General features: G+C 64.4%; 23 protein-coding genes, 3 tRNA genes, 1 pseudogene and 1 riboswitch. Of the genes and pseudogenes, 12 read left to right on the top strand and 15 right to left on the bottom strand.

Annotated features, from left to right (window positions below):
* Window positions 1–3: 3 nt before the first annotated feature.
* The 3 genes from gspG to gspE all read right to left on the bottom strand — a co-directional run bounded on the left by gspG (window position 4) and on the right by gspE (window position 3249).
* Entirely contained in the window at window positions 4–456 is a 453-nt protein-coding gene (gspG, locus tag BTO32_RS07190; RefSeq protein WP_245820303.1) for a type II secretion system major pseudopilin GspG, read from the bottom strand.
* 69 nt (window positions 457–525) lie between these two features.
* On the bottom strand, window positions 526–1737 hold the full coding sequence (gene gspF / locus BTO32_RS07185) for a type II secretion system inner membrane protein GspF (RefSeq protein ID WP_076723947.1): 1212 nt from the start codon (window positions 1735–1737) through the stop codon (window positions 526–528).
* Between the two features lie 3 nt (window positions 1738–1740).
* On the bottom strand, window positions 1741–3249 hold the full coding sequence (gene gspE, locus BTO32_RS07180; RefSeq protein WP_076723946.1) for a type II secretion system ATPase GspE: 1509 nt from the start codon (window positions 3247–3249) through the stop codon (window positions 1741–1743).
* 200 nt (window positions 3250–3449) lie between these two features.
* Between gspE and BTO32_RS07175 the strand changes: the two genes are divergently transcribed.
* The 5 genes from BTO32_RS07175 to BTO32_RS07155 all read left to right on the top strand — a co-directional run bounded on the left by BTO32_RS07175 (window position 3450) and on the right by BTO32_RS07155 (window position 9614).
* Entirely contained in the window at window positions 3450–4100 is a 651-nt protein-coding gene (locus BTO32_RS07175; RefSeq protein WP_076723945.1) for a type II secretion system protein N, read from the top strand.
* 7 nt (window positions 4101–4107) lie between these two features.
* Window positions 4108–4782 (top strand): transglutaminase-like cysteine peptidase, encoded by a 675-nt coding sequence (locus BTO32_RS07170; protein WP_076723944.1) that lies wholly within the window; start codon window positions 4108–4110, stop codon window positions 4780–4782.
* A gap of 85 nt (window positions 4783–4867) precedes the next feature.
* Window positions 4868–6472 (top strand): FAD-binding oxidoreductase, encoded by a 1605-nt coding sequence (locus tag BTO32_RS07165; protein WP_076723943.1) that lies wholly within the window; start codon window positions 4868–4870, stop codon window positions 6470–6472.
* A gap of 3 nt (window positions 6473–6475) precedes the next feature.
* Complete coding sequence (locus tag BTO32_RS07160; RefSeq protein ID WP_076723942.1) at window positions 6476–8065, top strand: glycerol-3-phosphate dehydrogenase/oxidase; 1590 nt, start codon at window positions 6476–6478, stop codon at window positions 8063–8065.
* Window positions 8055–9614 (top strand): FGGY-family carbohydrate kinase, encoded by a 1560-nt coding sequence (locus BTO32_RS07155; RefSeq protein ID WP_076723941.1) that lies wholly within the window; start codon window positions 8055–8057, stop codon window positions 9612–9614. The genes BTO32_RS07160 and BTO32_RS07155 overlap by 11 nt, the downstream gene beginning before the upstream one ends.
* Here BTO32_RS07155 and BTO32_RS07150 read toward each other — a convergent pair.
* The 4 genes from BTO32_RS07150 to BTO32_RS07135 all read right to left on the bottom strand — a co-directional run bounded on the left by BTO32_RS07150 (window position 9611) and on the right by BTO32_RS07135 (window position 11713).
* Complete coding sequence (locus tag BTO32_RS07150) at window positions 9611–10264, bottom strand: phosphoribosyltransferase (protein WP_175618644.1); 654 nt, start codon at window positions 10262–10264, stop codon at window positions 9611–9613. The genes BTO32_RS07155 and BTO32_RS07150 overlap by 4 nt on opposite strands.
* A 106-nt stretch (window positions 10265–10370) precedes the next feature.
* A tRNA-Cys gene (locus BTO32_RS07145) sits at window positions 10371–10444 on the bottom strand.
* Window positions 10445–10530: 86 nt separating this feature from the next.
* Window positions 10531–10606 (bottom strand) — tRNA-Gly (locus BTO32_RS07140).
* Window positions 10607–10756: 150 nt separating this feature from the next.
* The gene (locus BTO32_RS07135; protein WP_076723939.1) at window positions 10757–11713 is read right to left on the bottom strand and encodes a hypothetical protein; all 957 of its coding nucleotides are present in this window, start codon (window positions 11711–11713) and stop codon (window positions 10757–10759) included.
* A 148-nt stretch (window positions 11714–11861) separates the two neighbouring features.
* Window positions 11862–11956: riboswitch (TPP riboswitch) on the top strand.
* A gap of 48 nt (window positions 11957–12004) precedes the next feature.
* Between BTO32_RS07135 and thiB the strand changes: the two genes are divergently transcribed.
* Genes thiB through BTO32_RS07120 form a run of 3 tightly spaced genes read left to right on the top strand, consistent with a single transcriptional unit; the run spans window position 12005 to window position 15262 of the window.
* Complete coding sequence (thiB, locus tag BTO32_RS07130; protein ID WP_076723938.1) at window positions 12005–13009, top strand: thiamine ABC transporter substrate binding subunit; 1005 nt, start codon at window positions 12005–12007, stop codon at window positions 13007–13009.
* Window positions 13009–14658 (top strand): thiamine/thiamine pyrophosphate ABC transporter permease, encoded by a 1650-nt coding sequence (thiP, locus tag BTO32_RS07125; protein ID WP_076723937.1) that lies wholly within the window; start codon window positions 13009–13011, stop codon window positions 14656–14658. The genes thiB and thiP overlap by 1 nt, the downstream gene beginning before the upstream one ends.
* Window positions 14651–15262 (top strand): ATP-binding cassette domain-containing protein, encoded by a 612-nt coding sequence (locus tag BTO32_RS07120; RefSeq protein WP_076723936.1) that lies wholly within the window; start codon window positions 14651–14653, stop codon window positions 15260–15262. Before thiP ends, BTO32_RS07120 begins: the two co-directional genes overlap by 8 nt.
* Here the strand turns inward: BTO32_RS07120 and pgsA are convergent.
* The 5 genes from pgsA to BTO32_RS07095 are packed head-to-tail and all read right to left on the bottom strand — an operon-like array spanning window position 15248 to window position 20299.
* Window positions 15248–15817 carry a CDP-diacylglycerol--glycerol-3-phosphate 3-phosphatidyltransferase gene (gene pgsA, locus BTO32_RS07115; protein WP_076723935.1) on the bottom strand — a complete coding sequence of 190 codons (570 nt, stop codon included), beginning with the start codon at window positions 15815–15817 and terminating at the stop codon, window positions 15248–15250. The two genes, BTO32_RS07120 and pgsA, sit on opposite strands and share 15 nt — an antisense overlap.
* 7 nt (window positions 15818–15824) lie before the next feature.
* Window positions 15825–17687 carry an excinuclease ABC subunit UvrC gene (gene uvrC / locus BTO32_RS07110; RefSeq protein WP_076723934.1) on the bottom strand — a complete coding sequence of 621 codons (1863 nt, stop codon included), beginning with the start codon at window positions 17685–17687 and terminating at the stop codon, window positions 15825–15827.
* Window positions 17671–18330 carry a UvrY/SirA/GacA family response regulator transcription factor gene (gene uvrY, locus BTO32_RS07105; protein WP_076723933.1) on the bottom strand — a complete coding sequence of 220 codons (660 nt, stop codon included), beginning with the start codon at window positions 18328–18330 and terminating at the stop codon, window positions 17671–17673. The genes uvrC and uvrY overlap by 17 nt, the downstream gene beginning before the upstream one ends.
* Before the next feature lie 46 nt (window positions 18331–18376).
* On the bottom strand, window positions 18377–18628 hold the full coding sequence (locus BTO32_RS07100; RefSeq protein WP_076723932.1) for a YheU family protein: 252 nt from the start codon (window positions 18626–18628) through the stop codon (window positions 18377–18379).
* A 57-nt stretch (window positions 18629–18685) separates the two neighbouring features.
* Entirely contained in the window at window positions 18686–20299 is a 1614-nt protein-coding gene (locus tag BTO32_RS07095; protein ID WP_076723931.1) for a methyl-accepting chemotaxis protein, read from the bottom strand.
* A gap of 196 nt (window positions 20300–20495) precedes the next feature.
* Between BTO32_RS07095 and BTO32_RS07090 the strand changes: the two genes are divergently transcribed.
* Window positions 20496–21443 (top strand): AEC family transporter, encoded by a 948-nt coding sequence (locus BTO32_RS07090; protein ID WP_076723930.1) that lies wholly within the window; start codon window positions 20496–20498, stop codon window positions 21441–21443.
* Here the strand turns inward: BTO32_RS07090 and BTO32_RS07085 are convergent.
* Window positions 21440–22198 carry a fructosamine kinase family protein gene (locus tag BTO32_RS07085; RefSeq protein WP_076723929.1) on the bottom strand — a complete coding sequence of 253 codons (759 nt, stop codon included), beginning with the start codon at window positions 22196–22198 and terminating at the stop codon, window positions 21440–21442. The two genes, BTO32_RS07090 and BTO32_RS07085, sit on opposite strands and share 4 nt — an antisense overlap.
* Window positions 22199–22274: 76 nt before the next feature.
* On the opposite strand from BTO32_RS07085, the gene BTO32_RS07080 reads away from it, so the two are divergent.
* On the top strand, window positions 22275–22556 hold the full coding sequence (locus BTO32_RS07080; RefSeq protein WP_076723928.1) for an acylphosphatase: 282 nt from the start codon (window positions 22275–22277) through the stop codon (window positions 22554–22556).
* Between the two features lie 25 nt (window positions 22557–22581).
* Window positions 22582–22800: pseudogene (locus BTO32_RS07075) on the top strand (type I restriction enzyme endonuclease domain-containing protein); the annotation flags it as partial.
* A gap of 119 nt (window positions 22801–22919) precedes the next feature.
* Here the strand turns inward: BTO32_RS07075 and BTO32_RS07070 are convergent.
* Both BTO32_RS07070 and BTO32_RS07065 read right to left on the bottom strand, forming a co-directional pair.
* Window positions 22920–23010 (bottom strand) — tRNA-Ser (locus BTO32_RS07070).
* 127 nt (window positions 23011–23137) lie between these two features.
* Window positions 23138–23344: a DUF2905 domain-containing protein gene (locus tag BTO32_RS07065; RefSeq protein WP_076723927.1), complete on the bottom strand. Its 207-nt coding sequence runs from the start codon at window positions 23342–23344 to the stop codon at window positions 23138–23140.
* A 51-nt stretch (window positions 23345–23395) separates the two neighbouring features.
* Between BTO32_RS07065 and BTO32_RS07060 the strand changes: the two genes are divergently transcribed.
* Window positions 23396–23926, top strand: coding sequence for an isochorismatase family protein (locus BTO32_RS07060; protein ID WP_076723926.1), 531 nt, complete (start codon window positions 23396–23398; stop codon window positions 23924–23926).
* Window positions 23927–23931: the final 5 nt, after the last annotated feature.

Raw genomic sequence — 23931 nt, 5'->3', positions numbered from 1 at the left:
CCCTCAGCCCTTGACGTCCCAGACACTGATGTCGGCGGCGTCACCGTCGCCCCCTTCCTGGCCGTCCGAACCCAGGGAGTACAGGTCATAGGGGCCCTCGGTGCCGGGGCTCACGTATTGATAGGGGGTTCCCCAGGGGTCTTCGGGAACACTTTTGAGATAGCCGTCGGGGTTCCAGTTCCGGGGCTCCGGCGTGCCGCTGGGCTTGGATACCAAGGCTTCCAGCCCCTGCTGGGTGGACGGGTAATGGCTGTTGTCGAGACGGTACAGGTCCAGGGCACTCTGGATGTTTTTGAGCTGGGTCTGGGCGATGGTGACTTTCGCCTGGTCACTGCGTCCCATGATATTGGGGGCGACAATGGCCACCAGCAGGCCGAGGATCACCATCACCACCATGATTTCAATCAGGGTGAACCCTCGTTGGGTTTCCGGTTGGCGTCGTGAGGTTGCATTCATCTTCGTGTCAGTCGTCATTGCTATGGCATCCATTTCTCGTTTTCGGTATGGGTTCGAAACCGGTGGCCGTCAACCCACCAGATTGCTCATGTTCAGGATCGGCAGCATGATCGCCATGACGATCACCAGCACCACGCCCCCCATCACCAGCAGCATCAGCGGCTCGAACAACCCGACGATCGTTGCGATCTTCGATTGCAGGGTATTCTCCTGCATCTGGGCAGTACGGGCCAGCATGGCGTCCAGCTCGCCGCTGGCCTCGCCACTGGCGATCATATGCAGCATCATGGGCGGGAAGTAACCGGTCTGCTCCAGCGACCGGTGCAGCGTCCCGCCCTCGCTTACTTTCCGGGCGGCGTCCCGCAACTGTTCTCGAAGGTAGTCGTTGGACAGCACTTCACCGGCGATGCGCATGGCTTCCACCAGCGGTACCCCGCTGGTGGTCAGAATGCTGAGGGTACTGGCGTAGCGGGCGGTGTTCACCCCACGCACCAGTCCGGACACCAGTGGCAGGTGCAGCAGGCGACGGTGCACTCGGCGCCGAAACCCCGGTTTGCGCAGCGCCATGCGAAACCCCGCCAGGCCGAGCAGGATCAGGATCAACAGGTAGACACCGAAATCGGCCAGGAATTCCGAGACCGCCAGCATACCCCGGGTAAGCACCGGCAATTCCTGCCCCTGCTTGAGAAACACGTCGATGATATCCGGGACAACGTAGGTCAGAAGAAACACCACGATGGCCACGGCGACCACGCTCAGGATGATCGGATAGATGGCCGCCAGCTGGATTTTCTGGCGCGACTCCTGGCGGCTTTCGGTGTAATCTGCCAGTCGGTTCAGGACCAGATCCAGGTGCCCGGCGTGTTCGCCGGCTGCGACGGTGGAACGGTACAGACGGGGAAAGGCACCGGGGAATTCGCCCAGGCTGTCCGCCAGGGTATAGCCTTCCATGACCTTGGCCCGGACCGCGATCAGCATGCCGCGGATACGCGGTTTGCCGGCTTGGTTGGCCACGGCGGCCAGCGCCTGCTCCACCGGAATGCCCGACTGAATCAGTGTCGCCAGCTGCCGGGTGATCAGTGCCAGGTCGGCGGCTCCGAGAGAACCGCGCGGCCCCAGAAAGCGGCGACGGCGCTGTTTTTCCACCGCCGGTTCGACCGCCAGCGGTGTCAGTCCCCGCTCCCTCAGCTGCTGACGAACCGCCCGGGGCGCGTCCGCCTCCAGCACCCCCTGTCGCTGCTTGCCCCGAGCATCCAGGGCCTTGTATTCGAACGCCGGCATCGGTTACTGGCCCCGGTGGGTCACGCGGAGAACCTCTTCCACGGTGGTCACGCCGTCGAGGATCTTCTGGACCCCGTCGGCATGGATGCTCGGCCCCCGGAGGCGGGCTTCCCGCTCCAGGTCCAGTTCGCCAGCCCGTTTGTGGATCAGAGAGCGGATGTCCTCGCTGATTTCCACCACCTCGTAGATGCCGATACGCCCGCGGTATCCAAGCTGATTGCAATGGTCACACCCCCGAGCACGGTAAATGGTGGGCGGGTTCGCCGGATCCTGCTGCAGGAACTCGCAGTGTTCGGCATCCGGGGTATAGGCCTCCCGGCAACGGGGGCACAGCACCCGAACCAGCCGCTGCGCGACGATGCCTACCAGGCTGGAGGAAATCAGGAACGGCTCGATGCCCATGTCCATCAGCCGTGTAATCGCCCCCACCGCGGTGTTGGTGTGCAGGGTGGACAGCACCAGGTGACCGGTCAGGCTCGCCTGTACGGCGATCTCGGCGGTTTCCAGATCGCGGATTTCGCCGATCATCACCACGTCCGGATCCTGGCGCAGAATCGCCCGCAGGCCCCGGGCAAAGGTCATGTCCACCTTGGGGTTGACCTGGGTCTGGCCGATCCCGGGCAGGTTGTATTCGATGGGATCCTCGACGGTGAGAATGTTGCGGCTGCGGTCGTTGATTTCCTGCAGCGCGGCATACAGGGTGGTGGACTTACCGGAACCGGTCGGTCCGGTCACCAGCAGGATGCCGTAGGGCCGGTGGATCAGCTTGCGCAGAATGGTCAGGTCGCGCCCGGCCATACCCAGAGACTCCAGCCGTATGGTGCCGGCCTGTTTGTCCAGCAGCCGCAGCACCACCCGTTCGCCGCTGGACGAGGGCATGGTGGACACCCGGATGTCCACTTCCCGGCCGGCCACCCGCAAGGCGATGCGGCCATCCTGCGGGATGCGTTTTTCGGCAATGTCCAGCTTCGCCATGACCTTGATCCGGGACACCAGCAAAGGTGCCAGGGCACGCTTCGGCTGGACCACCTCCCGCAGCACGCCATCGATCCGGAACCGCACCACCAGCTGCTTTTCATAGGTTTCGATGTGCACGTCGGAAGCGTTCGACTTGACCGCCTCGGTGAGAATGGCGTTGATCAGCCGGATGATCGGGGCATCGTCTTCCTGCTCCAGCAGGTCCTCGGTTTCCGGCACCGAGTCCGCCAGAGACGCCAGGTCCATGTCGTCACCAATCCCCTCCACCATCTGCATGGCTTCGGCGGAATCGCTCTGGTAGGCGGCATTCAGGGCCTGGTCGAAGCGGTCGGCGTCAATGGTGGTGAAGCGGGCCCGGCCGCCGCTCAGGCGGTTGGCCTCGGCCAGCGCGGTGTGGGGCGCGCCCGGGCGCACCAGGATGACCGGCTCGCCGTCCTCGGATCGGGTCAGAATGACGCCGTGGCGTTTGGCGAACGCAAACGGCAGACGCCCGAGGGGGGCTTCCTGGATCTGAACGTCGGTCTCGGTGCTCAAGGTCGTTCTCGTTCCTCTGGCAAGACGGGGGGGCGGCAGGCGGTATCGTCCCGGAAACCCTTTTTGTTTCAATCGATTCGGAAAAGGCTACCACAGGTTATGGACCCGCTGAATAACTCTATACACTATACTCCCACTAAAACATTTCCGTCTGATAACCTGTGGGCTTTTTCCAACCCCACCCAGCATCAGGATGTTCCATGTTCTCGATCGACCGCCGGCTCCCCCTGCTTGCCGCCGCCCTGGCCGGGCTGGCCATGATAGGCGTCACCACCTGGCAGGGCTACCGGTTCTGGCAAGCGGAGCAGCCCCCCACCCGGGCCGCCGCTCCGGCCCCTGGTACTTCGCCCCAGGCCGAGCCCCGGCGCATCCCCAGGTTGGACTGGCAGACGGTGCCCCTGTTCGGTCGCCAGACCGACGCCGGCACCCAGGCCACGGTTGCCACCGAAAATCTGCCCGAAACCAACCTACGGCTGTCTCTCCGGGGCGTGCTGGCGGCGGACGGCGACTTTCCCGGCAGCGCGCTGATCGAGGACGACAAAGGCAAGACCGACGTCTATCTGGTCGGGGACGAGCTCCCCGGGGGTGCCCGTCTGCGCACCGTCTTCCCGACCCGGGTGGTCATCGAGCGCTCCGGCAAGCTGGAGAATCTGTACTTCCCCGACACCGAGGACCGGTCCGGACTGTCCGTGGCGACCAGCGACGAGCCACCCCGGCCCGCGGCCCAGCCGCAACCCGCCCCCTCCGCAGCCCCCGCAACGGTTCCGGACAGCAACAGGGACCAGGCCCGGCGGGAAGAAATCCGCCGGCGCCTCGAACAATTGCGAGAACGCCTGAGAAACCAGAACTGAGGCGTCCATGGCCAGGGCCGTACCCAGATTCCGACGACGCTCTGGCTTCCTGCTTCTGCTGGCCCTGGTCTCAGCGGTGGCCGCCCTGGAGCTCAGTGACCGGCTGCTGAGCTATGTCCGCAGTGAATTCGGAGATGCGGCCTATCAGCGGCTGGAAAGCTGGCAGCGGCTCCAGAACCTGGCAGGCCACGCCCCCATAGACCGCAAGCTGTTTCTGGTCAACTCGTTTTTCAACCGGGTCCGCTTCGTCAGCGACATCCAGCACTGGGGCGAAGAGGACTATTGGGCCACCCCCATTGAACTTCTGGCCACCAATGGGGGCGACTGCGAAGACTTTTCCATCGCCAAGTACCTGACCCTCAAGGATATGGGCGTGCCGGACGACCAGCTCCGCATCGTCTATGTCAAGGCGCTGACGCTGAACCAGGCCCATATGGTGCTGGCCTGGTACCCGGAGCCGGGGGCCGACCCGCTGATCCTCGACAACCTGACCAACGAGATCAAACCCGCTTCCCAGCGTACCGACCTGGAACCGGTGTACAGCTTCAACGGCGACGGCCTCTGGCTGAACCAGTCGGGGGACCGGCGCATCGGCGAGGCGCAGAAGCTGTCCCGCTGGCAGGAACTGAACCGCCGGCTGACCGAATCCCTGCGTCCGGGCTCGTTCGGTGTCGGCAAATGACACTGGCGGTGTCGCCCGCGGGCAATGACGCCCGCGCCCCGGTCGCTACAATGCCGGCAGAATCACCGCAGCATGGAGTTACCGAATGAGACGCTGGAACGGATGGGGGGACGAAGCCGTCGCCCTCGACCTGCCGCCGGAAGGCGACGACTTTCTCCGCCAACGCATCGGCCAGGGCACGCCCCTACCCGACGCCGACCTGGCGGCGGTCTGCGCCCGGGTACCGGCCTCGCGCTTGCCCGCCGACCCGGCCGTCGACCACCTGCTCGACCACACGCCGGAAACCCGGATCCGCCACGCCCGTGGCCAGAGCCTGCCGGACTGGCTGGCCATGCGTTCCGGCGACATGGGCCCGTTCCCGGACGGCGTGGCCTTCCCCGAATCCAGCGACGAGGTGACCGCCCTGCTCGCCTACGCCCGCCGCCACGGCGTACACCTGATCCCCTACGGCGGTGGCACCAGCGTGGTGGGACACATCAATCCGCCCGCCGGAGCACAACCGGTACTGACCGTGGCCCTGAGCCGAATGAACCGCCTGCTCGATCTGGACGAGGAAAGCCGGCTGGCCACGTTCGGCGCGGGTACGCCGGGGCCGTTGGTGGAGTCACAGCTGCGGGCCCGGGGCTATACCCTGGGCCATTTCCCCCAGTCCTTCGAGCTGTCCACCCTGGGCGGCTGGATTGCCTCCCGCTCCAGCGGCCAGCAATCCCTGAGATACGGCCGTATCGAGCAGCTGTTCGCCGGCGGCCGCCTCGAGACCTTTGCCGGCACCCTGATTCTACCCACGGTTCCGGCCTCCTCGGCCGGACCGGACGTCCGGGAAATGATCCTGGGGTCCGAGGGGCGTTTTGGCATTCTCACCGAAGCCAGCGTTCGCATCAGCCAACTGCCCGAACATGAAAGCTTCCATGTCGTGTTCTTTCCGGATTGGGACCGGGCCCGGGCCGCCTGCCGGCAGCTGGTCCAGGATCGGGTGGCGCTGTCGATGCTGCGTCTGAGCAACGCCCGGGAGACGGAAACACAGCTTGCCCTCGCCGGCCACCCCGGCCTGATCCGCTTGCTGGAACGTTTCCTGGCCGTCCGGGGCGCGGACCAGGGCAAATGCCTGATGACCTTCGGCATTACCGGCCGACGTCGCCAGTGCCGGGCCACCCTGGCCCAGGCCCGGGCGGTATGCCGGAGCCACGATGGCGTCTATACCGGTACGCGCCTGGGTCGTAAATGGGCCGAGAAACGCTTTACCATGCCCTACCTCCGGGAGGCCCTGTGGCAGCGGGGCTACGCGGTGGATACCCTGGAAACCGCCACCGACTGGAGCAACGTCGACGCCCTGCTGAACCGCATTGAACACAACCTGTCCCGGCAACTGAGCGACGACGGCGAACACACCCACGTATTCACTCACCTTTCCCACGTCTACGGGCAAGGGTGCAGCATCTATACCACCTACGTCTTCCGGGTCGCCGACAGCTACGAACGTACGCTCGAGCGCTGGCGGCGCCTGAAGCACACCACCTCGGAGCTGATCGTTCGGCACGGCGGTACCATCAGCCACCAGCACGGAGTCGGCAAGGACCACGCGCCCTATCTGCCCATTGAGAAGGGACCGCTGGCCATGGCGGCCATTCAGGCTCTGGGACGGCACTTCGACCCAGAGGCCCTGCTCAACCCCGGGACTCTGATGGAGTGAGGCATGCAGCGACAGCGGATACTTTCCGACTTGGCCCGGGGGGATGCCACCTTTGACGTGGTGGTGGTCGGCGGCGGCATCACCGGCGCGGGCGTTGCCCGGGAAGCCGCCGGCAGCGGGTTACGAACCCTGCTGGTGGAACAGCGGGACTTCGCCTGGGGCACGTCCAGCCGCTCTTCGAAAATGGTGCACGGCGGCCTGCGCTATCTTGGCCGCGGGCACCCGGGGCTGACCCGGGAGGCCCTGCGCGAGCGGGAACGCCTGCTGGCCGAGGCGCCCGGGCTGGTGGAACGGCTGCCCTTCATCATGCCCCACAGACAGGGGCGCTTCCCTGGCCCCCGGCTGTTCCAGCTGCTGCTTCGGATCTATGACCGGATGGCCGGCGTGCGAACCCGCCGCTGGCTCCCGAGCCATGAGGCCAGAACCTGGGTTCCGGGCCTCGGCGGGTCCGACCTACGGGGCGCCAGCCTGTTTCTGGACGCCGTCACCGACGACGCGCGACTGGTCTTGCGGGTACTGGAGGAGGCCCGGCGGGACGGTGCCCTTTGCCTGAACTATGTGCGGGCGGAATCGGTGCGGCGGGACGACGGCCGGGTGAGCGGACTGGTCCTGCGGGACCAGGAAAGCGACCGCAGTTTCACCGTGCACACGCCACGGGTGATCAACGCCAGCGGCGCCTGGGCCTGCGATCTCCAGCGCGACCCGGCCAAGGTGCGGCTACGCCCTCTGCGGGGCAGCCACCTGGTGTTGCCCTGGTCCCGCCTGCCGGTCAGCTGCGCGGTGTCCCTGCTGCACCCCCGTGACCGGCGGCCGGTGTTTGCCTTTCCCTGGTCCGGCATGACCGTATTGGGCACCACCGACCTCGATCACACCCCCCCCCTGAATCAGGAGCCCGGGATCACACCGGAGGAAGTCCACTACCTACTGGCCATCGCCGAGGAACTGTTCCCGGGAACCCGACTGTCCCACCAAGACATCGTCTCCACCTGGGCCGGCGTGCGGCCGGTGGTGACGGACGGCGAGGGCCGCCGCCCACCCTCGGGAGAAAGCCGGGAACACGTGATGTGGCAGGATGCGGGTCTGCTCACCATTGCCGGCGGCAAGCTCACCACCTTCCGGACCATGGCGAGGCAGGCCCTAATCGCCGCCCTGGGCCCGGATCAGGCCGGGCGCCTCAGACCGGAATCGCAACCGCTGTTTCGACCCGCAGCGGTTCAGCCTCGGCCGGCGGGTGTGTCGCGCCTGACCTGGCGGCGCCTGCTGGGCTACCACGGCCAAGCGCTCGACGAGCTGATGGCGGCGGCAGAACCGGCGCCCATCGCCGGTACCGGGACGCTCTGGGCCGAATTGGTCTGGGCCTGCCGGAGGGAAGCGGTGGTCCATCTGGATGATCTGCTGCTGCGACGGACCCGGCTCGGCCTGGTCTTGCCCGACGGCGCCGACGCGCTGTTGCCGGACATCCGCCGGCGCTGTCAGCCCGCACTGGGCTGGACCGACGAACGCTGGCAATGGGAGGTCCGCCGCTACCGACAGATACACCGGGCAGCCTACCGGCTTCCGGACGAGTCAAGGAATCCCACGCATGACCACTGAGCCCCTGATCCTGGCGATCGACAACGGCACCCAGAGTGTCCGTGCCCTGCTGTTCGACATCGCCGGCAACTTGGTCGGCAAGGGCAAGCAGGAAATCGAACCCTACTTTTCCGAGCACCCGGGCTGGGCCGAGCAGCACCCGGAGTATTTTTGGCAGCAACTGGGCCATGCCTGTGCCCGAGTGTGGCAGGCTACCGACGCCCGCCCCGAGCAGGTGGTGGGCGTTACCGTCACCACCCAGCGGGGCACCGTGGTCAACCTCGACCGGGACGGCCACCCCCTACGCCCAGCGATTCTCTGGCTCGACCAACGCCACGCCGCCGTCAACGGCCCGTTGCCGGGCCCTTGGGGCTGGCTGTTCCGGCTCACCCGCCTGGAGGACACCGTGAACCGCTTCCGGGAGCGGGCTCAGGCCAACTGGATTGCCCAGAACCAGCCGGACATCTGGCCCCGGACCCACAAGTACCTGTTGCTCTCCGGCTACCTGAACTACCGTCTGACAGGGCAGTACCGGGACTCCACCGGCAGTCAGGTGGGCTACCTGCCGTTTGACTACCGTCGGCAGCGCTGGGCCGGCACCCGGGACTTCAAGTGGCTCGCTTTGCCGGTCACCCGCGACATGCTGCCGGAGCTGGTTCCCCCGGGCGCAACCCTCGGCCATCTCACCCCCGATGCCGCCAAGCATCTTGGGCTGCCTGCAGGTCTGCCGGTGGTCGCCGCCGCCTCCGACAAGGCCTGCGAAATCCTGGGCTCCGGTGGTCTGGCGCCGGACATCGGGTGTATGAGCTACGGCACCACGGCCACCATCAACACCACCAGCCGCCGCTACGTCGAGCCGGTGCGGCTGATGCCTCCCTACCCCTCCGCCCGGCCCGGGCACTACTCTACCGAGGTGATGATTTACCGGGGCTTCTGGATGGTGAGCTGGTTTAAGCGGGAATTTGGCCTTCGGGAACAGAAACTGGCCGAACAACGCGGTGTCGAACCAGAAGCCCTGTTTGACGAACTGATCCGCGAGATTCCCGCAGGCTCCATGGGCCTGATGCTGCAACCCTACTGGTCACCGGGGGTACGGCAACCGGGTCCAGAGGCCAAGGGGGCGATCATTGGATTTGGCGACGTGCATACCCGGGCTCACATCTACCGCGCCATCCTGGAAGGCTTGGCCTATGCCCTGAGGGAAGGAAAGGAACGCATCGAAAAGCGCAGCGGAGTACCCATTCGCCGGCTCCGGGTGGCGGGGGGCGGCTCGCAGAGCGACGCCGCGCTCCAGCTCACCGCGGACATTTTCGGAGTGCCGGCGGAGCGACCCCACACCTACGAAACATCAGGCTTGGGCGCGGCCATCGATGCCGCCGTGGGCCTGGGTCTGCACCCGGACTTCCCAACCGCGGTGGCCGCCATGACGCGGGTGCGGGACACCTTTCAGCCAGACCCGGAAGCCCATGCACTGTATGACCGCCTGTACCGGGAGGTGTACCTGGCGATGTATCCGCGCCTGCAGCCTATCTACCGCAGAATCCGGGAGATTACCGGCTACCCGCGCTAGCCACGCTCGGACGCGTCCCGCAGCAGGCGACACACATCATCGTCGGAAACCTCGCCAAAATCCTCGTACCAGGCGCCCACGCAGTGGAAGGTCCACGGCTCGTGCAGGCATACGAAATGATCCACCAGGTCGTCATAACGGTCGCGAGCTTCGGCAGGTGCCACCGGCACCGCCAGCACGATGGCGTGGGCGCCGGCACGTTTCACCTGCTCGATCGCCAGATCCACCGTCGCGCCGGTGGCAATGCCGTCATCCACCAGGATCGCTGTTCGCCCCTGCACATCCAGTGGCGGACACTGGCTGCGATACCGCGTCCCGCGCGCCTGGATCACCCGCAGCTCCCGATCCTTGACCGAACGGATCTGCGTCGGCGTAATGGCCATCGCAGTCACCCGTTCTGAATCCAGATGCGGCACCCCATCCTCCCCGACCGCCCCCATCGCCAACTCCGGCTGCCAGGGCACCCCGAGCTTGCGCAGGTTCAGAAAATCCAGGGGAAGACCGAGGCGAAGTGCGATTTCGTAAGCCACCGGGATCCCGCCCCGGGGCAACCCCAGCACGCAGGCATCCGGGTCGGTCACCACCCCGGACACCACCTCCGCCAGCTGACGCCCGGCATCGCGCCGGTCCTTGAACAATGACGTGGCCATGAGGAATCCCCCCAAGGCTGACATGCCAACGTGACATGAACGCGTGGGCCATGAAACGCCCAACCTTGAATCAAGGTAGACAAACGAGGGAAGAAAGGAAAGAAAATGGAGGCGCGGGTCGGAATCGAACCGGCGTACACGGAGTTGCAGTCCGCTGCATAACCACTCTGCCACCGCGCCGGGTGAAGCCCAGGATTCGGACTTTGCTCTCAGGGGGCAATGAGAGACTTGAGTTTGGATTTCCAACCGGCGTACCGGAGAGAAATTGGAGCGGGAAACGAGACTCGAACTCGCGACCCCAACCTTGGCAAGGTTGTGCTCTACCAACTGAGCTATTCCCGCTCTGTGTTCGCCCGGGGCGTTGCCCCGTCAACGGCTGCGTATTCTACGCATTCCGTTTTCGGCGTCAACACTTTTTTTACAAGTTTTTGTTTTATAGGAAGTTGTGGGCATTTTTTGCACAATCCCCCTGCCGGGCGTTACCCATTGGGATCAAAGTGCGCCGCCGCTGCCCCCGCCAAAGAAGAAGGCAAGCTCATCGCAGCTGGAGTAGGTTTCGATGGCCTGGCCGTCGACCCAGATCTCCGCAACGCGGGTGGAGCCGGTGTCGTCTCCCAGGCGCAACTCGGCGTCCCCGTCCGATTCGATCCGGACCACGCCTTCGATCGGGCAGTCTTCGGTGTCCGGCCAGCGGATGGTCTTGTCCGTGGTGACCTCGATGTAGCCCTCAATGGCAGAGCCGATCAGCTTGCCATTGAAATCAATCTCCGTTTCCCCATCCGCCTCTCGAAGGGACTCGTCTCCCAGGGTGATGGCAATGTACTGGGAGCCGATTTGAAACTCCAGGCCGTCGATCTCGAACGTGTCGGTTTCCCCGCTCAGACTGCCCAGGGAGTCGTAGGTATTGACCGAGACCGACCCGATCGTGCCGCGCATCGCAACCGGATCCGAGGAAGCGACAATCTCGCCCTCGATGTCATAGTGCTCGGCTGCCTGTTCCTCGTAACGCTCTGCGGTGTCCACCACGATCTGCTCATCGTAGCTGAAGGTGCCGCTCAGCCGGATGTCTCCTTCACTGTCGGTCGTCACCACGCAATCGTTCAGTGTCCATTCTTCCTGATAGTGCTCACCGGTGTCGCTGTAGTGCACAGTGGCGGTACCGCCGCCATCGCAGGCGGTGGTCCCGCTCTCTCCACCGGCCTGATCGTCCAGGCGCGCGCGAATATCCCAGGACAGCAACAGACCGTCCTGAAGGTCGGCATAGAGTCCGAACATGGCCTCCACATCGGACGAGGGGCGAATGCTCACGGGCGTATCGGCATAGTCACCCGGGTCAAGGACCAGATCGGGCTCGGTTTCCGACGTCCGCGCATCGCCACCGTTGCCGTCGACGACCCAGTCACACGCAACCAACAGGGTGGAAGCGGCCACGATTGCTCCAAACTGCACACGACATCCTGCCATGGTTCGGATCTCCCTACTGCGTTGAATATTGATCTTTGTTTATAACAACATGAAGCTAAGCATATTGCCATGACTTATATCAACCGCCGCTCTTCCGTTATCACGGCCCGACGGCTCCCCATGCTATACTCGCTCCCACTCAACGGGGTGCCCGCGAAGCGGGCTGAGACCATACCCGCGGAACCTGATCCGGATCATGCCGGCGAAGGGATTGAGTGATCACTCCAGAGTGACGGCGCCCGCGGCATGGTCCCCATTTACCAGAGGACACAGACCATGCGACTCCGCTCCCTTTTCCTTATGGCGGTCCTGGGCGCCACGGCTTTTGCCCAGGCCCGGGCCAACGAGACCCTGACGGTCTACACCCACCCTTCCTTTGCCGCCGAATGGGGTCCCGGCCCCGCCGTCAAGGCAGCGTTCGAGCAGCAGTGCGACTGTACGCTGCAGTACGTGGTACTGGATAGCGGCGGCGATATCCTCCAGCGCCTGCGACTGGAAGGCGCGTCCAGCCAGGCAGACGTGGTGCTGGGGCTGGACACCGCCACCATGGAGACGGCCCGTCAAACCGGCCTGTTGGCTCCCCACCAAGTGTCGCTGGCGGCGCTGGAGCTGCCGGTGGCCTGGCGGGACGAGCTGTTCGTGCCCTACGACTGGGGCTACTTCGCGTTCGTCTACGACACCGAACAGCTGCCAAACCCGCCCACCAGTCTGGACGAGCTGATCGGCGCGCCGGATGACCTCAAGATCATCATTCAGGATCCCAGAACCAGTACGCCCGGCCTCGGCCTTCTGCTCTGGATGCGCTCGGTCTATGGTGACCAAGCCGGAGAGAAATGGCAGGCGCTGAAGAGCAAGATCCTGACCACCACCAAGAGCTGGAGCGACGGCTACTTTTCACTGTTCATGAACGGCGAGGCGCCGATGATCCTGTCCTACTCGACGTCGCCGGCCTATCACATGGCCATCGACAAGACCGATCGATACCAGGCCGCGGCGTTCGAGGAAGGCCACTACCTGCAGGTGGAGGTGGCGGCCCTGGTGGCTTCGTCCCGGCACAAGGCCCTGGCCCGTCGTTTCCTGGCCTTCATGCTGACACCGGAGTTCCAGCGTGAGATTCCCCTCAAGAACGTCATGTATCCGGCCATCGACCTGGGCGATGAACTCCCGGACGTGTTTGACCGGCTGATTCAGCCCAGTCAAACCCTGTACCTGGACCCGGCCACCGTGGCCGAACACCGCAAGGCATGGCTGGAGGAATGGTTGGAGGCCATGAGCCGCTGATGCCCCAGGCACCGTTCCGGCATCCGGCTTGGCTGATCGGGCCGGGCTTGGCGGCCGCCGGCATCCTGCTGGTCATGACCGTGGCCGGCCTCGCCGCCTTGTTCTGGCAGGCACCGCTGCCAGCGCTGGCCGAGCTCTGGCAGCAGCCTTACCTGCGCCGGGTCCTGACGTTCACACTCTGGCAGGCGACACTGTCGACCCTGCTCAGTCTGGCGGTCGGGCTGGCCGTCGCCATGGCGCTGGCCCGCCGCGCGGTATTCCCCGGTCGCGGCCTGCTGCTGCGACTGATGGAACTGAGCTTGGTTCTGCCCACCATTGTCGCCGTCTCCGGCCTGATCGGTGTCTTTGGCCGGCAAGGCTGGCTGACCCGGCTGGCCGATGGCTGGCTGCCGGGCTGGAACCTCTATGGGCTTGGCGGCATCCTGCTGGCCCACGTGTTCTTCAACGCACCCCTGGCCGGACGCCTGCTGCTGCAGGCCCTGGAAAGCGTACCCGCGCCCCGGCGCCGCATCGCCAGTCAGCTGGGCCTGCGTGGCCGGTGGCTCTGGCTGGCCCTGGACTGGCCTGCCATCCGTCGGGTACTGCCCGGCATTACCGCCCTTGTGTTCACCCTCTGCTTCACCAGCTTCGCCATCATCATGACGCTGGGCGGAGGCCCGGCCAGCACCACCCTGGAAGTGGCCATCTACCAGTCTCTCCGGTTCGAGTTCGACTTTGGCCGAGCAGCCCTGCTCGCCGTGGTGCAACTGGCCCTCTGCGGCCTGCTCTGGCTGCTTCTGGTACGACGGGCGCCAACCCGCGGGCTGGCTCCGGATCGCCGCTTGCCGGAACCCATCCGCCGTCCGGACCAGGGCGGGCTGCGAGCTCTGCGGGACCGGGCGCTGTTGCTGGTCTTCAGCCTGTTTCTGGTCATGCCGCTGGCCGCCGTCCTGATCCGCGGCCTGCCGGGGCTGACCGGCATGTTCCTGCAGGGTGGCGCCCCGCTGGCCACGCTCTGGCACGCCACCCTGCGCAGTTTCGCCATTGCGCTTCCGGCCGGGCTGATGTCCGTCCTGGCCGCCCTGTGCCTGTTGGCCCTTGGCAACCGCGGCGGCCGCTATCTGGCCCCCCTGTCACCGCTGACCACCGCCATTCCACTGATGGTTCCCCCGATTGTCCTGGGCACCGGCCTGTTCCTGCTGCTCAGGCCCAGTCTTGGCGACGCCGCACAGGGCATGGCTCTGGTGGCCCTGATCAACGGCCTGATGGCCCTGCCCTTTGTCGCACAGCTGCTGCGCGGGCCCTTGAACAGTCTGGACGCGGCCAGCCTGCGACAGGCCGATCAGCTTGGACTGCTGGGTTGGTACCGCTGGCGCTGGCTGTACTGGCCAAAACTGAAGCAGCCTCTGGCTCTGGCCCTGGCCTACGGCATCGCCCTCTCCCTCGGCGACTTCGGGGTCATTGCGTTGTTCGGCGCCCCCCAGGAGCCGACCCTGCCCGTCCTGCTGTTCCAGCAGCTGGGCAGTTACCGCACCGAACAGGCCTCCGGCACGGCCCTCTGGCTGGGTCTGATGCTGTTGTTGGTATTCCTGAGCCTCGGCCGGCTCGGCCAGCCAAAGGCCGGCCGCCCAGCCACCACGCTTTCGACGACCAGGGTCCACCATGCTTGATGTCCGCGACCTGACGTTCCACTATCCGGGCGGCGCCCGGTGGCAATTCCAGTTTACCCTTGCTCCGGGCGAGTGCCTGGCGGTGGCGGGGCCCAGCGGTTCGGGCAAATCCACTCTGATGAATCTGTTGGCGGGCTTCCTGACACCGGATGCCGGTTCCATCCAGTGGCGGGGGCGGGAGCTGGTGGGAACGCCCCCCTGGGCGCGGCCCATGACCAGCGTGTTTCAGGAACACAATCTGTTCGAGCACCTGGACGTGACCACCAACCTCGGCTTGGGCATGGACCCCGGCCTCAGGCTGACGGCCCGGCAGCGCCAGCGGATCGCGGATGGCCTGAAAGCACTGGGGCTGGAAGGATTCGGGCAACGAATGCCCGGCGACCTGTCAGGCGGGCAGCGCCAGCGGGTCGCGGTACTGCGCGCCCTGCTCCGGGACCAGCCCATTCTGTTGCTCGACGAACCCCTGACCGGGCTCGATCCCGAGGCCCGGGCACTGTTGCGTGACTTGCTGCTGGCCCAGAAAGCCGAGGGACGGCTGCTGGTGTTGGCCAGCCACGACGCCGAGGACCGGGACGTCCTGGCCGACCGGCTACTGCCGGTCTGACGAGACCCGCTGCCCCGGGAACAGATCGCCCCAGGCGGCTTTGAGGTAGAGCACCATCGACCACAGCGTCAGCACGGCCGCGATGTACAGCAGAGCCACAGCCACCCGGGCCCAGACGTCACCCGGAGGAAACGCCAGCAACCCGACAATCGCGGCCATCTGGGCGGTGGTCTTGATCTTGCCGATGTAGGAAACCGCGACGCTGGCGCGGCTGCCGATTTCCGCCATCCACTCCCGCAACGCGGAAATCACAATCTCCCGGCCGATGATGATGGTGGCCGGGATGGTCAGCAGCACCGCCGCGTATTCCTCGATCAGCACCGCCAGGGCCACCGCCACCATCAGTTTGTCCGCCACCGGGTCCAGAAAGGCACCGAACGGTGTGCTCTGATCCAGCTTGCGCGCGAGGTAGCCGTCCAGCCAGTCGGTGACGCCTGCCAGCGCGAAGATCGCCGCACTGACCAGGTAACGCCATTCCACCGGCAAATAAAACACCACCACGAACACGGGAATCATGACGATGCGGGAGAGCGTGAGCAGGTTGGGCAGGTTCATGGTTTTCCTATTCATCATGCAATGCCGCGTAAATCGTTTCCGCCAATGTCTTGCTGATGCCCTGGACCTTGGCGATCTCATCCACGCTGGCCTTGCGGATTTCCTGTATGCCGCCAAAGTAGCGGATCAGTTCCCGGCGGCGTTTGGGACCGACGCCCTCAATCCCTTCCAGAGTGGACTGGCGCCGTTTTTTGTCCCGGCGCAACCGGTGGCCGGTAATGGCGAAGCGGTGGGACTCATCCCGGATGTGCTGGATCAGGTGCAGCGCGGGCGAATCCGCCGGAACCCGGAAGACGTCACCGGTCATCGCGTCGATCAGCTGTTCCATCCCGGCCCGGCGGGTCACCCCCTTGGCCACCCCGATCAGCGGGATGTCGGAGATCCCCAGCTCCTCGAACACTTCCCGCGCCACGTTCAGCTGTCCCTTGCCGCCATCGATGAAGACCAGGTCCGGGCGCTTGCCCTCACCCGCCACCAGTTTCCGGTAGCGGCGGCTCAGAACCTGGCGCATCGCCGCGTAGTCGTCGCCGGCCTTCACGCCTTCGATATTGTAGAGCCGGTAGTCACTTTTGAGCGGGCCGTTCTCATCGAACACGACACAGGAGGCCACGGTATTCTCGCCGTGGCTGTGACTGATGTCGAAACACTCCATGCGCGAGGGCGTCTCGGCCAGATCCAGCAGGTCGCGCAGAGCCAGTAAGCGGCGATACACGGTTTCCTTGCTGGCCAGATGGGTGCGCAGGGTTTGCCGGGCATTGGTCATGGCCAACTCCAGCCAGCGCCGCCGCTCCCCGCGCACATTACCACGAATCCGGGTCTCCCGGTTAGCCGCCTCCGACAGCGCTTGGGCCAGCAGTGCCTGGCCTTCCACCGCCACCGGTACCAGGATGTCCCGGGGGATTTCCCGCCGTGTGTTGCCGCCAAAGTAATACTGCCCGAGGAACGCCCCCAGCAGCTCGCTCTCGGTCTGCTCGATGGAGAAGCGGGGAAAGTAGTCCTTGGTACCCAGAACCCGGCCGCCCCGGACGATAATCACCACCACACAGACCACCCCGGCCTCCTGAGCAATGGCAATCACGTCCGCGTCGCCGCCCTGGCTGTCGATGGCCTGCTGCTCCTGGACGTGTCGGAGATGGTTGATCTGATCCCGGTAGGTCGCCGCCTTTTCGAATTCCAGACGCCGGGCGGCCTCTTCCATGGCCGCCATCAGATCCCGGAGGATGGCGGGATTCCGCCCTTCCAGAAACATGGTGGCATGCCGGATGTCCTCCTGATACGCCTCGGGGGTGACATAACCGACACACGGCGCCGAACACCGGCGAATCTGGTATTGCAGGCAGGGCCGCGTCCTGTTTCTGAAATAGCTTTCACTACAGGATCTTACGCGGAAAACTTTTTGCAGAACATTAAGGCTTTCCTTGACCGCTCCAGAACTGGGAAACGGTCCGAACCAGGTGCCGCCGCCTTTCTTGCTGCGCCCCCGGCGGAACGTCAGCGAAGGATAGTCCTTGTGTGAGGAAAGGTAGATGTAGGGGTAGGATTTGTCGTCCCGCAACAGGATGTTGTAGGGCGGACGCAACGACTTGATCAGGTTCTGTTCCAGCAGCAGCGCCTCGGTCTCGCTGCCGGTCACCGTGACTTCGATGGCAGCGATCTTGCCGACCAGGGCCTCGGTCTTCGGCGTCAAACCGGTCTTGCGGAAATAACTGCTGACACGTTTCTTGAGGCTGCGGGCCTTGCCCACGTAGAGCACCTGGCCCTGGGCATCGTACATCCGGTAGACGCCGGGGCGCTCGGTCAGCTGTTTCAGGAAGCTTCTGGCGTCAAACTCCCCGGTGTGTCCACTGCTCGCCTCAGACCTTGTCGGCATCCAGCAACCCAACCCGTACAGCCATCAGGGCCAGTTCGACATCACTGGAGATTTCCAGTTTCTCGAAAATGCGGTAGCGGTAGCTGTTGACGGTTTTCGGGCTCAGGCAGAGCTTGTCGGAGATGTCCTGAACCTTCTGGCAGTCCACCACCATCATCGCGATCTGCATTTCCCGTTCGGACAAGCGCTCGAACAGCGACAGCTCGCTCTCGCCCCCCTTGTCGCCCGAAACCTGCTTCAGAGCCATTTTCTGGGCGATCTCCGGGCTGATGTAGCGTTGTCCGGAATGGGCCATCCGGATGGCGCGTACCATTTCCTGGATATCAGCCCCCTTGGTGATGTATGCCATGGCGCCGCTCTGCATGACCCGGGTCGGGTACGGGTCGTCGGCGCAGGCCGTCACCACGATCACCCGGATGGAATCATCGATGCGCAGAATGCGCCGCGTCGCCTCCAGGCCACCGATGCCTGGCATGCGAATATCCATGAGCACGATGTCGGGGCGGTCCCTGCGCACAAAGTCAATGGCATCCTCGCCAGACGAGACCTGACCAATGACATCAATGTCGGGGTTATCCGCCAGCATCCGGCTGATCCCGGAACGCACCAGCTCATGGTCGTCGACAACCAATACCCTGATCAAGCTTCCACCTCGCACACGACTACCAGAACAACAGCGGGATTGTACCTCACGCAGGCCGACCGAGTCCGGCGCTATTTTCCACCGGGTCGAACCAGACCACCAACTCCCCCTTCCGGACGGCCGCCAGCACCCGCGCCCGTTCCGACAGCGGGTCCTCGACGTCATTGAGGCCATGATAGCGGGTACAGTATTCCTCAACCAGCCCTTGCAGCTGATCTTCGGTCAGCAGACTGGTGTCCACCACGAATCGTTCCTGGCGTGGATCGGGCTGGGGGCTGTGGCTGGTATCGTCGGTCATTATCCCTCCGGTTTGTGGGGGATATGGTAAGACTTTGCCGGCGCCGGTAGAAGCCCCTTACTGTGACGCAGTCCGGAAGCGGGCAATGAGCTGGCGCATGGACCCCGATTCCTGGCGCAGCGCCTCGCTCACCGAGCGGGTGGTCTGGACATTATCCAGCAGGACCCGGGCACTCTCGTCCAGGGCCTGGGAACGGCGGCCGACGCGGCCGATTTCCTCACGCTGGGCAACCACCGACGACACGATATCGGCACTGTGCTCCTCCAGCACCGCAAAATAGGACTTGAGGCGGTCCAGGTGTGCTTTCAGGGCCAGCAGATGTTCCCGGTTTCGGCGGCCGGCATCCTTCATTTCGCCAAGCAGGCCATCCACGGCGCCCACGCCGGCCACTAGATCCTGAACCCATTGCCGGATATCCCGGGTGGAATCCGCGGTCCGGCGCGACAGGGTGCGAACTTCGTCTGCCACCACCGCGAACCCGCGACCGTGCTCACCGGCCCGGGCCGCTTCAATGGCGGCGTTGAGGGCCAGCAGGTTGGTCTGTTCGGCGATGTCGGCGATCACGCCGATCACCTGCTCGATTTTCTCCGTGGATTCGTTCAGATTGCGGATGGAACCGGAAACGCGCTCGATCACGTCGATGGTGTGTTCCGCCGCCCGCTCACTCACCACCAGTCCGTCCTGGACCTCGGAATTCGCCCGCACCGCCTCGGAGACGGTGTCGCTCGAAGCTCCGGTGACCCGCTCAATGGCCGAGGCCTGGTCGGCGATGATGCTCATGCACTGGCTGACATCCCCGATCTGACGGCTGGTCTGCTCGGAGGTCGCCTGCAGCGTCGAGGCACTCTCGTCGAGCGCCGCCGAACGTTCATCAAGGCCACTGGCCGCGGTACGGATGTCGCCAATGAAGCCCTCGAATCGCTGTACCAGGCCGGCCAGGGCACGGCTGACCCCCGCCACTTCGTCACGCCCCCGAAAGGCCGGAACCCGGGTCAGATCGGATTCCGCGTCCATGGCCTTCAGGTCCCGCTCCATGGACTGCAGGCGCACAATGACCGAGCGGCGCAGCCATTCGGTCATCGCCGCCACCACCAGCAGAAAGGCCAGGGAGCCGGCGATCAGAAAGCCGCGCTGGGTGGACAGGAAAACCAGCAGCTCGTCCGCGCCTCCGGACACATCTGCCCGGCTCTGCACCTGGCGTTCCTGAATTGCTGCCAACATGGGCGTCAACGCCGGGAACAACTGGAAATCCACCACCTGCCCCACCCGATAGTAACTTTTCTCGGCGATGCCCTTGGCCATGGCGGCCATCAGTGCCTGTACCTGATCGAACGCGTCCTGGTGCTCGGCGGCCCAGGATTCCAGCCCCGGCGTTCCCCCCACCTGGGTCCAGGTCGACTGCAACGCCGGTTTCAGGCTTTCAAACTCGGTATCGATCTCATCCCACAGCAGCAGCTGGGCCTTGATCTTGTATGCCAGGTCCTGCAGGCGCCGATGCTGGGATTCCAGGTCCGCCAGCAGCCAGGATTCCTGCAGGCTATGGCCGATCAAATTGTCGGCGGCAGACTCGGCCTTGACGATGATGCTCCAGGACAGAGTCGCCAGCCCGGCCAGGGCGCATACGCAAAGCAAGGCGAAGAACAGGATTCGTGTACGGACAGTGCCCAGCATGACAGCTCCAGCAGCGGGATTTTCCGTGGAGGGTATGCCGGTTTCATGACAGTTGTGTTGCACCCGCCCTTGCCAGGCGACAGATCCACCCTACGCCTTTGGTGGCAGACAGGTAGCAGGCTATGGATCAACCCGCCTATAATCACCCACTGGGCCTCCCAGCCATTCCCCAAACCACAACCGAAACGGCACCCGGATGTCTCTGACCGCCATTTTTCTGCAAACCCTGGAAACCACCCTGCCGGTTTTTGCCATGGTCTTCATTGGCCTGGGACTGAAACGGCTTGGCTGGATCGATACGCCGTTCATCAACACCGCCTCCAGCCTGGTGTTCCGCGCCACCCTGCCCACCCTGGTGTTTCTCAGCATCATCCGGGCCGATCTGGACACCGCCCTGAACCTCCGGCTGCTGGCCTTTTACCTGCTCGCCACCCTGGCGTCGTTCGGTGCCGCCTGGCTGTGGGCCATCTGGCGGGTTCCCAAGGTGGACCGGGGGGTTTACGTGCAAGGCGCTTTCCGCGGCAATTGCGGCATCGTGGGCCTGGCACTGGCCGCCAACCTCTACGGCGACTTCGGCCTGTCCGCCGGCGGCATTCTCCTGGGCTTGGTCATCATCTCCTACAATGCGCTCTCGGTGGCGATCCTGGTCGCCTATCAGCCGGGGCAATCCACCAGCTGGCGCACGATCGGCCGCGACATTCTGAGAAATCCGCTGATCGTGGCCGTATGGCTGGCGATTCCCGTCGCCTGGCTGGATCTGAGGCTGCCCGGATGGATCATGACCAGCGGCGAGTATTTCGCCTCCCTGACTCTCCCCCTGGCGCTACTGTGCATCGGCGCGACCGTGTCCCTGGAGTCCATTCGGGGCGACAGCCGCGCGGCGGTCAGCTCCAGCCTCATGAAAATGGTCATCCTGCCCGCGGCCGCGACGGCCATCGCCTGGCTCGGGGGCTTCCGGGGCCCGGAACTTGGGCTCATGTTTCTGTTTTTCGCCAGCCCCACCGCCGCCGCCAGTTTCGTGATGGTCAAGGCACTGGGCGGCAACGACCGCCTGGCCGCCAACATCATCGCCCTGACCACCCTAATGGCCAGTGTCACCGTGACCCTGGGGGTATTCATCCTGCGCAGCGCAGGGCTGATCTAACCCACCAGTTCGAGGATGCGCCGGAATCCCCGCTCGCAACCGGGCCGGTAGCTGCGGCCGAACAGGTTGTAGTGATTGAGGTAATGGTAGAGGTTATAGAGGTCCCGCTTGGCCGGGTACGCCTCCGTCCGCGGGTACACGCGGTCATAGGCCTGATAGAACGCCTGGCCGAAGCCACCGAACATTTCCGTCATTGCCAAATCCGCCTCCCGGTCACCGCAGTAGACAGCCGGGTCGATCAGCCATGCGTGGTCCTGCCCAAACAGCGCGTTGCCGGACCATAGATCGCCGTGCAACAGGCTCGGGTGCGCGCAATGCCGATTCAGCCAGTCGGCCAGCCGCTCGCCCTGGCGCTCGAGCACCTCGGCGAAACGGCCGCGGACCGCACCATCCGCCACCCGTCCCACCTGGAACCCCAGGCGATCACGCACAAAAAACTCGCCCCAGTTCTCGGTCTCGCGGTTGGGTTGTGGCGACAGCCCGATGTAGTTGCCCACTGGCCATCCGTAGGCCGCCTGACGGAGCCGATGCATCCTGGCGAGCCCGGCGCCCAGCATCGCCAGGGTCGTTGGGGTGGGCGGAAAGCTCTCGATTCGCGTCATGACCAGGGCATCGGCGCTGACCCGAAACACCCTGGGCACCCGAACCTCCCGCACATCGGCCTGTTCCAGCGCCTGGCGAAGCGCATCCAGACCCTGCGCCTCGCAGATCAGCGCATCGTCGTAGCCGCTGGTGTTGCGCTTGGTGAACGCCATGCCCCCTCCTTGAATTCTCCGCCGCCAGGGCGTTAGATTCGTTCAGGGTACCATGTTGAAAAAAGTGAAGGACACGATGGCGGACATACGTTGGACACTGCGGATCTCTGGCAAGGTGCAAGGCGTCTACTACCGGGCGTCGACAGAAAAAGAGGCCCGGCGGCTGGGCCTGCGCGGCTACGCCCGGAACCTTCCGGACGGCTGCGTCGAGGTGGTGGCAGAAGGCCCGGTCGACGACCTCAAACTGCTTTACGACTGGTGCCTTGAAGGCCCCAAGGAAGCGGAAGTCACCGCCATCCAAGTGGACGAAAGCCCGGCCACGGGAACCTTTTCCGGATTTTCCATTCGGTACGACTGAGTCGGTGTTTTTTGGGGGGATTACAGGCGACGCCATCCTGAAAAAGATCGCCGTCGAAATCACCGACAAGCTGCGCAAGTCGACCACCGTGGACTGGCAGGTGCGTGAAAGCGTGCGCGCCCGGCTGCGCATCCTGGTGCGGCGCACCCTGCAACGCTACAAGTATCCGCCCGATCAAGCGCCAGAGGCTGTCGAGCTGGTATTGAAACAAGCGGAGGTGCTGTCGAACGGGTGGACTAGATAAAAAGCATCTTGGCAATGCGCGCACGTTTCTCGGTATCCGGGGGCGTGCCGACGGCCACCGACGAAGCGGATGGCTTTCCCACCAATAAAAAAACCCCAGCAGATGCTGGGGTTTTGTATTGGCGGAGAGGGAGGGATTCGAACCCTCGATACGCTATTAACGTATACACACTTTCCAGGCGTGCTCCTTCAGCCACTCGGACACCTCTCCAAGAAACTGTTTCAAATCAGCGACCTCGTCGCTCATTCGAGGGCGAAAACTTTAATGGTTTTTCAGGCGGTTGGCAACACCCATTTGCATCGGAATGGGAAAAAATTCTGACGCCGGGCAATTCCGGTTACCGGTTGATCAAATTCAGGACTATCGTTAACACAAGGCTGATCAGAACCATGGACGTGATCGGGATCAGCACCCGGCTGTTCTCCGAACGGATGTCGATGTCCCCGGGCAGCTTGCCGAACCAACCGAACAGGCCCGGGGCAAACTGCAGGATCAGCCCGAGCACAACCAGAACGACACCGGCAATGATGAGCCAGCGAGCCATGCGCGTCCTCCCAGCACTTCGTTCGACTGTTGACGACGATGGAGAATAACAATGTTGATGAAAGCGGAGCAATCGGTCCTGGTGCTGATCGACCTTCAGGAGAAACTGATGCCGGCGATCCACCGGGGAGAAACGGTTGTTGACCGATGCGCAACCCTGGCGACCATCGCGCGCCTGCTGTCGGTCCCTGTCCTGGCCACGGAACAGATTCCCCAGAAACTGGGACGAAACCGGGCCGCCGTGCGAGACGGCTGCGACATCACCCTGGACAAGACGTACTTCGACGCCTGCCCGGACGGCCTGATCGAACGGTTACCGGAAGGCAGGCAGCACATTGTCATCGGGGGGTGCGAGGCGCATGTCTGCATGCTGCAAACCGCCCTCAGCTTACTGGATGCTGGCTACAAGGTGTGGGTGGTGGCGGATGCCTGCGGCTCGCGTCAACCGCTTGACCGGGACGTGGCCCTGAACCGCCTGGCCCGGAGTGGCGCCACGGTGGTGACCCTGGAAATGGTTGCCTTTGAATGGATGCGGCACTGCAACCACCCAAGGTTCCGGGAGGTGCAGGCCCTGATCAAATAACGCAC

The organism is Marinobacter lutaoensis (assembly GCF_001981305.1).
Taxonomy (GTDB): Bacteria; Pseudomonadota; Gammaproteobacteria; order Pseudomonadales; family Oleiphilaceae; genus Marinobacter; species Marinobacter lutaoensis.
The sequence above is the reverse complement of the archived record's forward strand: the minus strand, read 5'-3'. Positions and strand labels throughout refer to the sequence as shown.

Excerpts from the sequence above, each read along its gene's own strand:
- pgsA (WP_076723935.1), bottom strand. The coding sequence starts at position 15,817 with ATGAACCTGCCCAACCTGCTCACGCTCTCCCGCATCGTCATGATTCCC.
- BTO32_RS07160 (WP_076723942.1), top strand. The coding sequence starts at position 6,476 with ATGCAGCGACAGCGGATACTTTCCGACTTGGCCCGGGGGGATGCCACC.
- BTO32_RS07060 (WP_076723926.1), top strand. The coding sequence starts at position 23,396 with ATGTTGATGAAAGCGGAGCAATCGGTCCTGGTGCTGATCGACCTTCAG.
- thiP (WP_076723937.1), top strand. The coding sequence starts at position 13,009 with ATGCCCCAGGCACCGTTCCGGCATCCGGCTTGGCTGATCGGGCCGGGC.
- BTO32_RS07150 (WP_175618644.1), bottom strand. The coding sequence starts at position 10,264 with ATGGCCACGTCATTGTTCAAGGACCGGCGCGATGCCGGGCGTCAGCTG.
- gspG (WP_245820303.1), bottom strand. The coding sequence starts at position 456 with ATGAATGCAACCTCACGACGCCAACCGGAAACCCAACGAGGGTTCACC.
- uvrC (WP_076723934.1), bottom strand. The coding sequence starts at position 17,687 with ATGCCGACAAGGTCTGAGGCGAGCAGTGGACACACCGGGGAGTTTGAC.
- BTO32_RS07120 (WP_076723936.1), top strand. The coding sequence starts at position 14,651 with ATGCTTGATGTCCGCGACCTGACGTTCCACTATCCGGGCGGCGCCCGG.
- BTO32_RS07100 (WP_076723932.1), bottom strand. The coding sequence starts at position 18,628 with ATGACCGACGATACCAGCCACAGCCCCCAGCCCGATCCACGCCAGGAA.
- BTO32_RS07165 (WP_076723943.1), top strand. The coding sequence starts at position 4,868 with ATGAGACGCTGGAACGGATGGGGGGACGAAGCCGTCGCCCTCGACCTG.
- BTO32_RS07080 (WP_076723928.1), top strand. The coding sequence starts at position 22,275 with ATGGCGGACATACGTTGGACACTGCGGATCTCTGGCAAGGTGCAAGGC.
- thiB (WP_076723938.1), top strand. The coding sequence starts at position 12,005 with ATGCGACTCCGCTCCCTTTTCCTTATGGCGGTCCTGGGCGCCACGGCT.
- gspF (WP_076723947.1), bottom strand. The coding sequence starts at position 1,737 with ATGCCGGCGTTCGAATACAAGGCCCTGGATGCTCGGGGCAAGCAGCGA.
- BTO32_RS07085 (WP_076723929.1), bottom strand. The coding sequence starts at position 22,198 with ATGGCGTTCACCAAGCGCAACACCAGCGGCTACGACGATGCGCTGATC.
- BTO32_RS07155 (WP_076723941.1), top strand. The coding sequence starts at position 8,055 with ATGACCACTGAGCCCCTGATCCTGGCGATCGACAACGGCACCCAGAGT.
- BTO32_RS07065 (WP_076723927.1), bottom strand. The coding sequence starts at position 23,344 with ATGGCTCGCTGGCTCATCATTGCCGGTGTCGTTCTGGTTGTGCTCGGG.
- BTO32_RS07170 (WP_076723944.1), top strand. The coding sequence starts at position 4,108 with ATGGCCAGGGCCGTACCCAGATTCCGACGACGCTCTGGCTTCCTGCTT.
- BTO32_RS07090 (WP_076723930.1), top strand. The coding sequence starts at position 20,496 with ATGTCTCTGACCGCCATTTTTCTGCAAACCCTGGAAACCACCCTGCCG.
- BTO32_RS07095 (WP_076723931.1), bottom strand. The coding sequence starts at position 20,299 with ATGCTGGGCACTGTCCGTACACGAATCCTGTTCTTCGCCTTGCTTTGC.
- BTO32_RS07175 (WP_076723945.1), top strand. The coding sequence starts at position 3,450 with ATGTTCTCGATCGACCGCCGGCTCCCCCTGCTTGCCGCCGCCCTGGCC.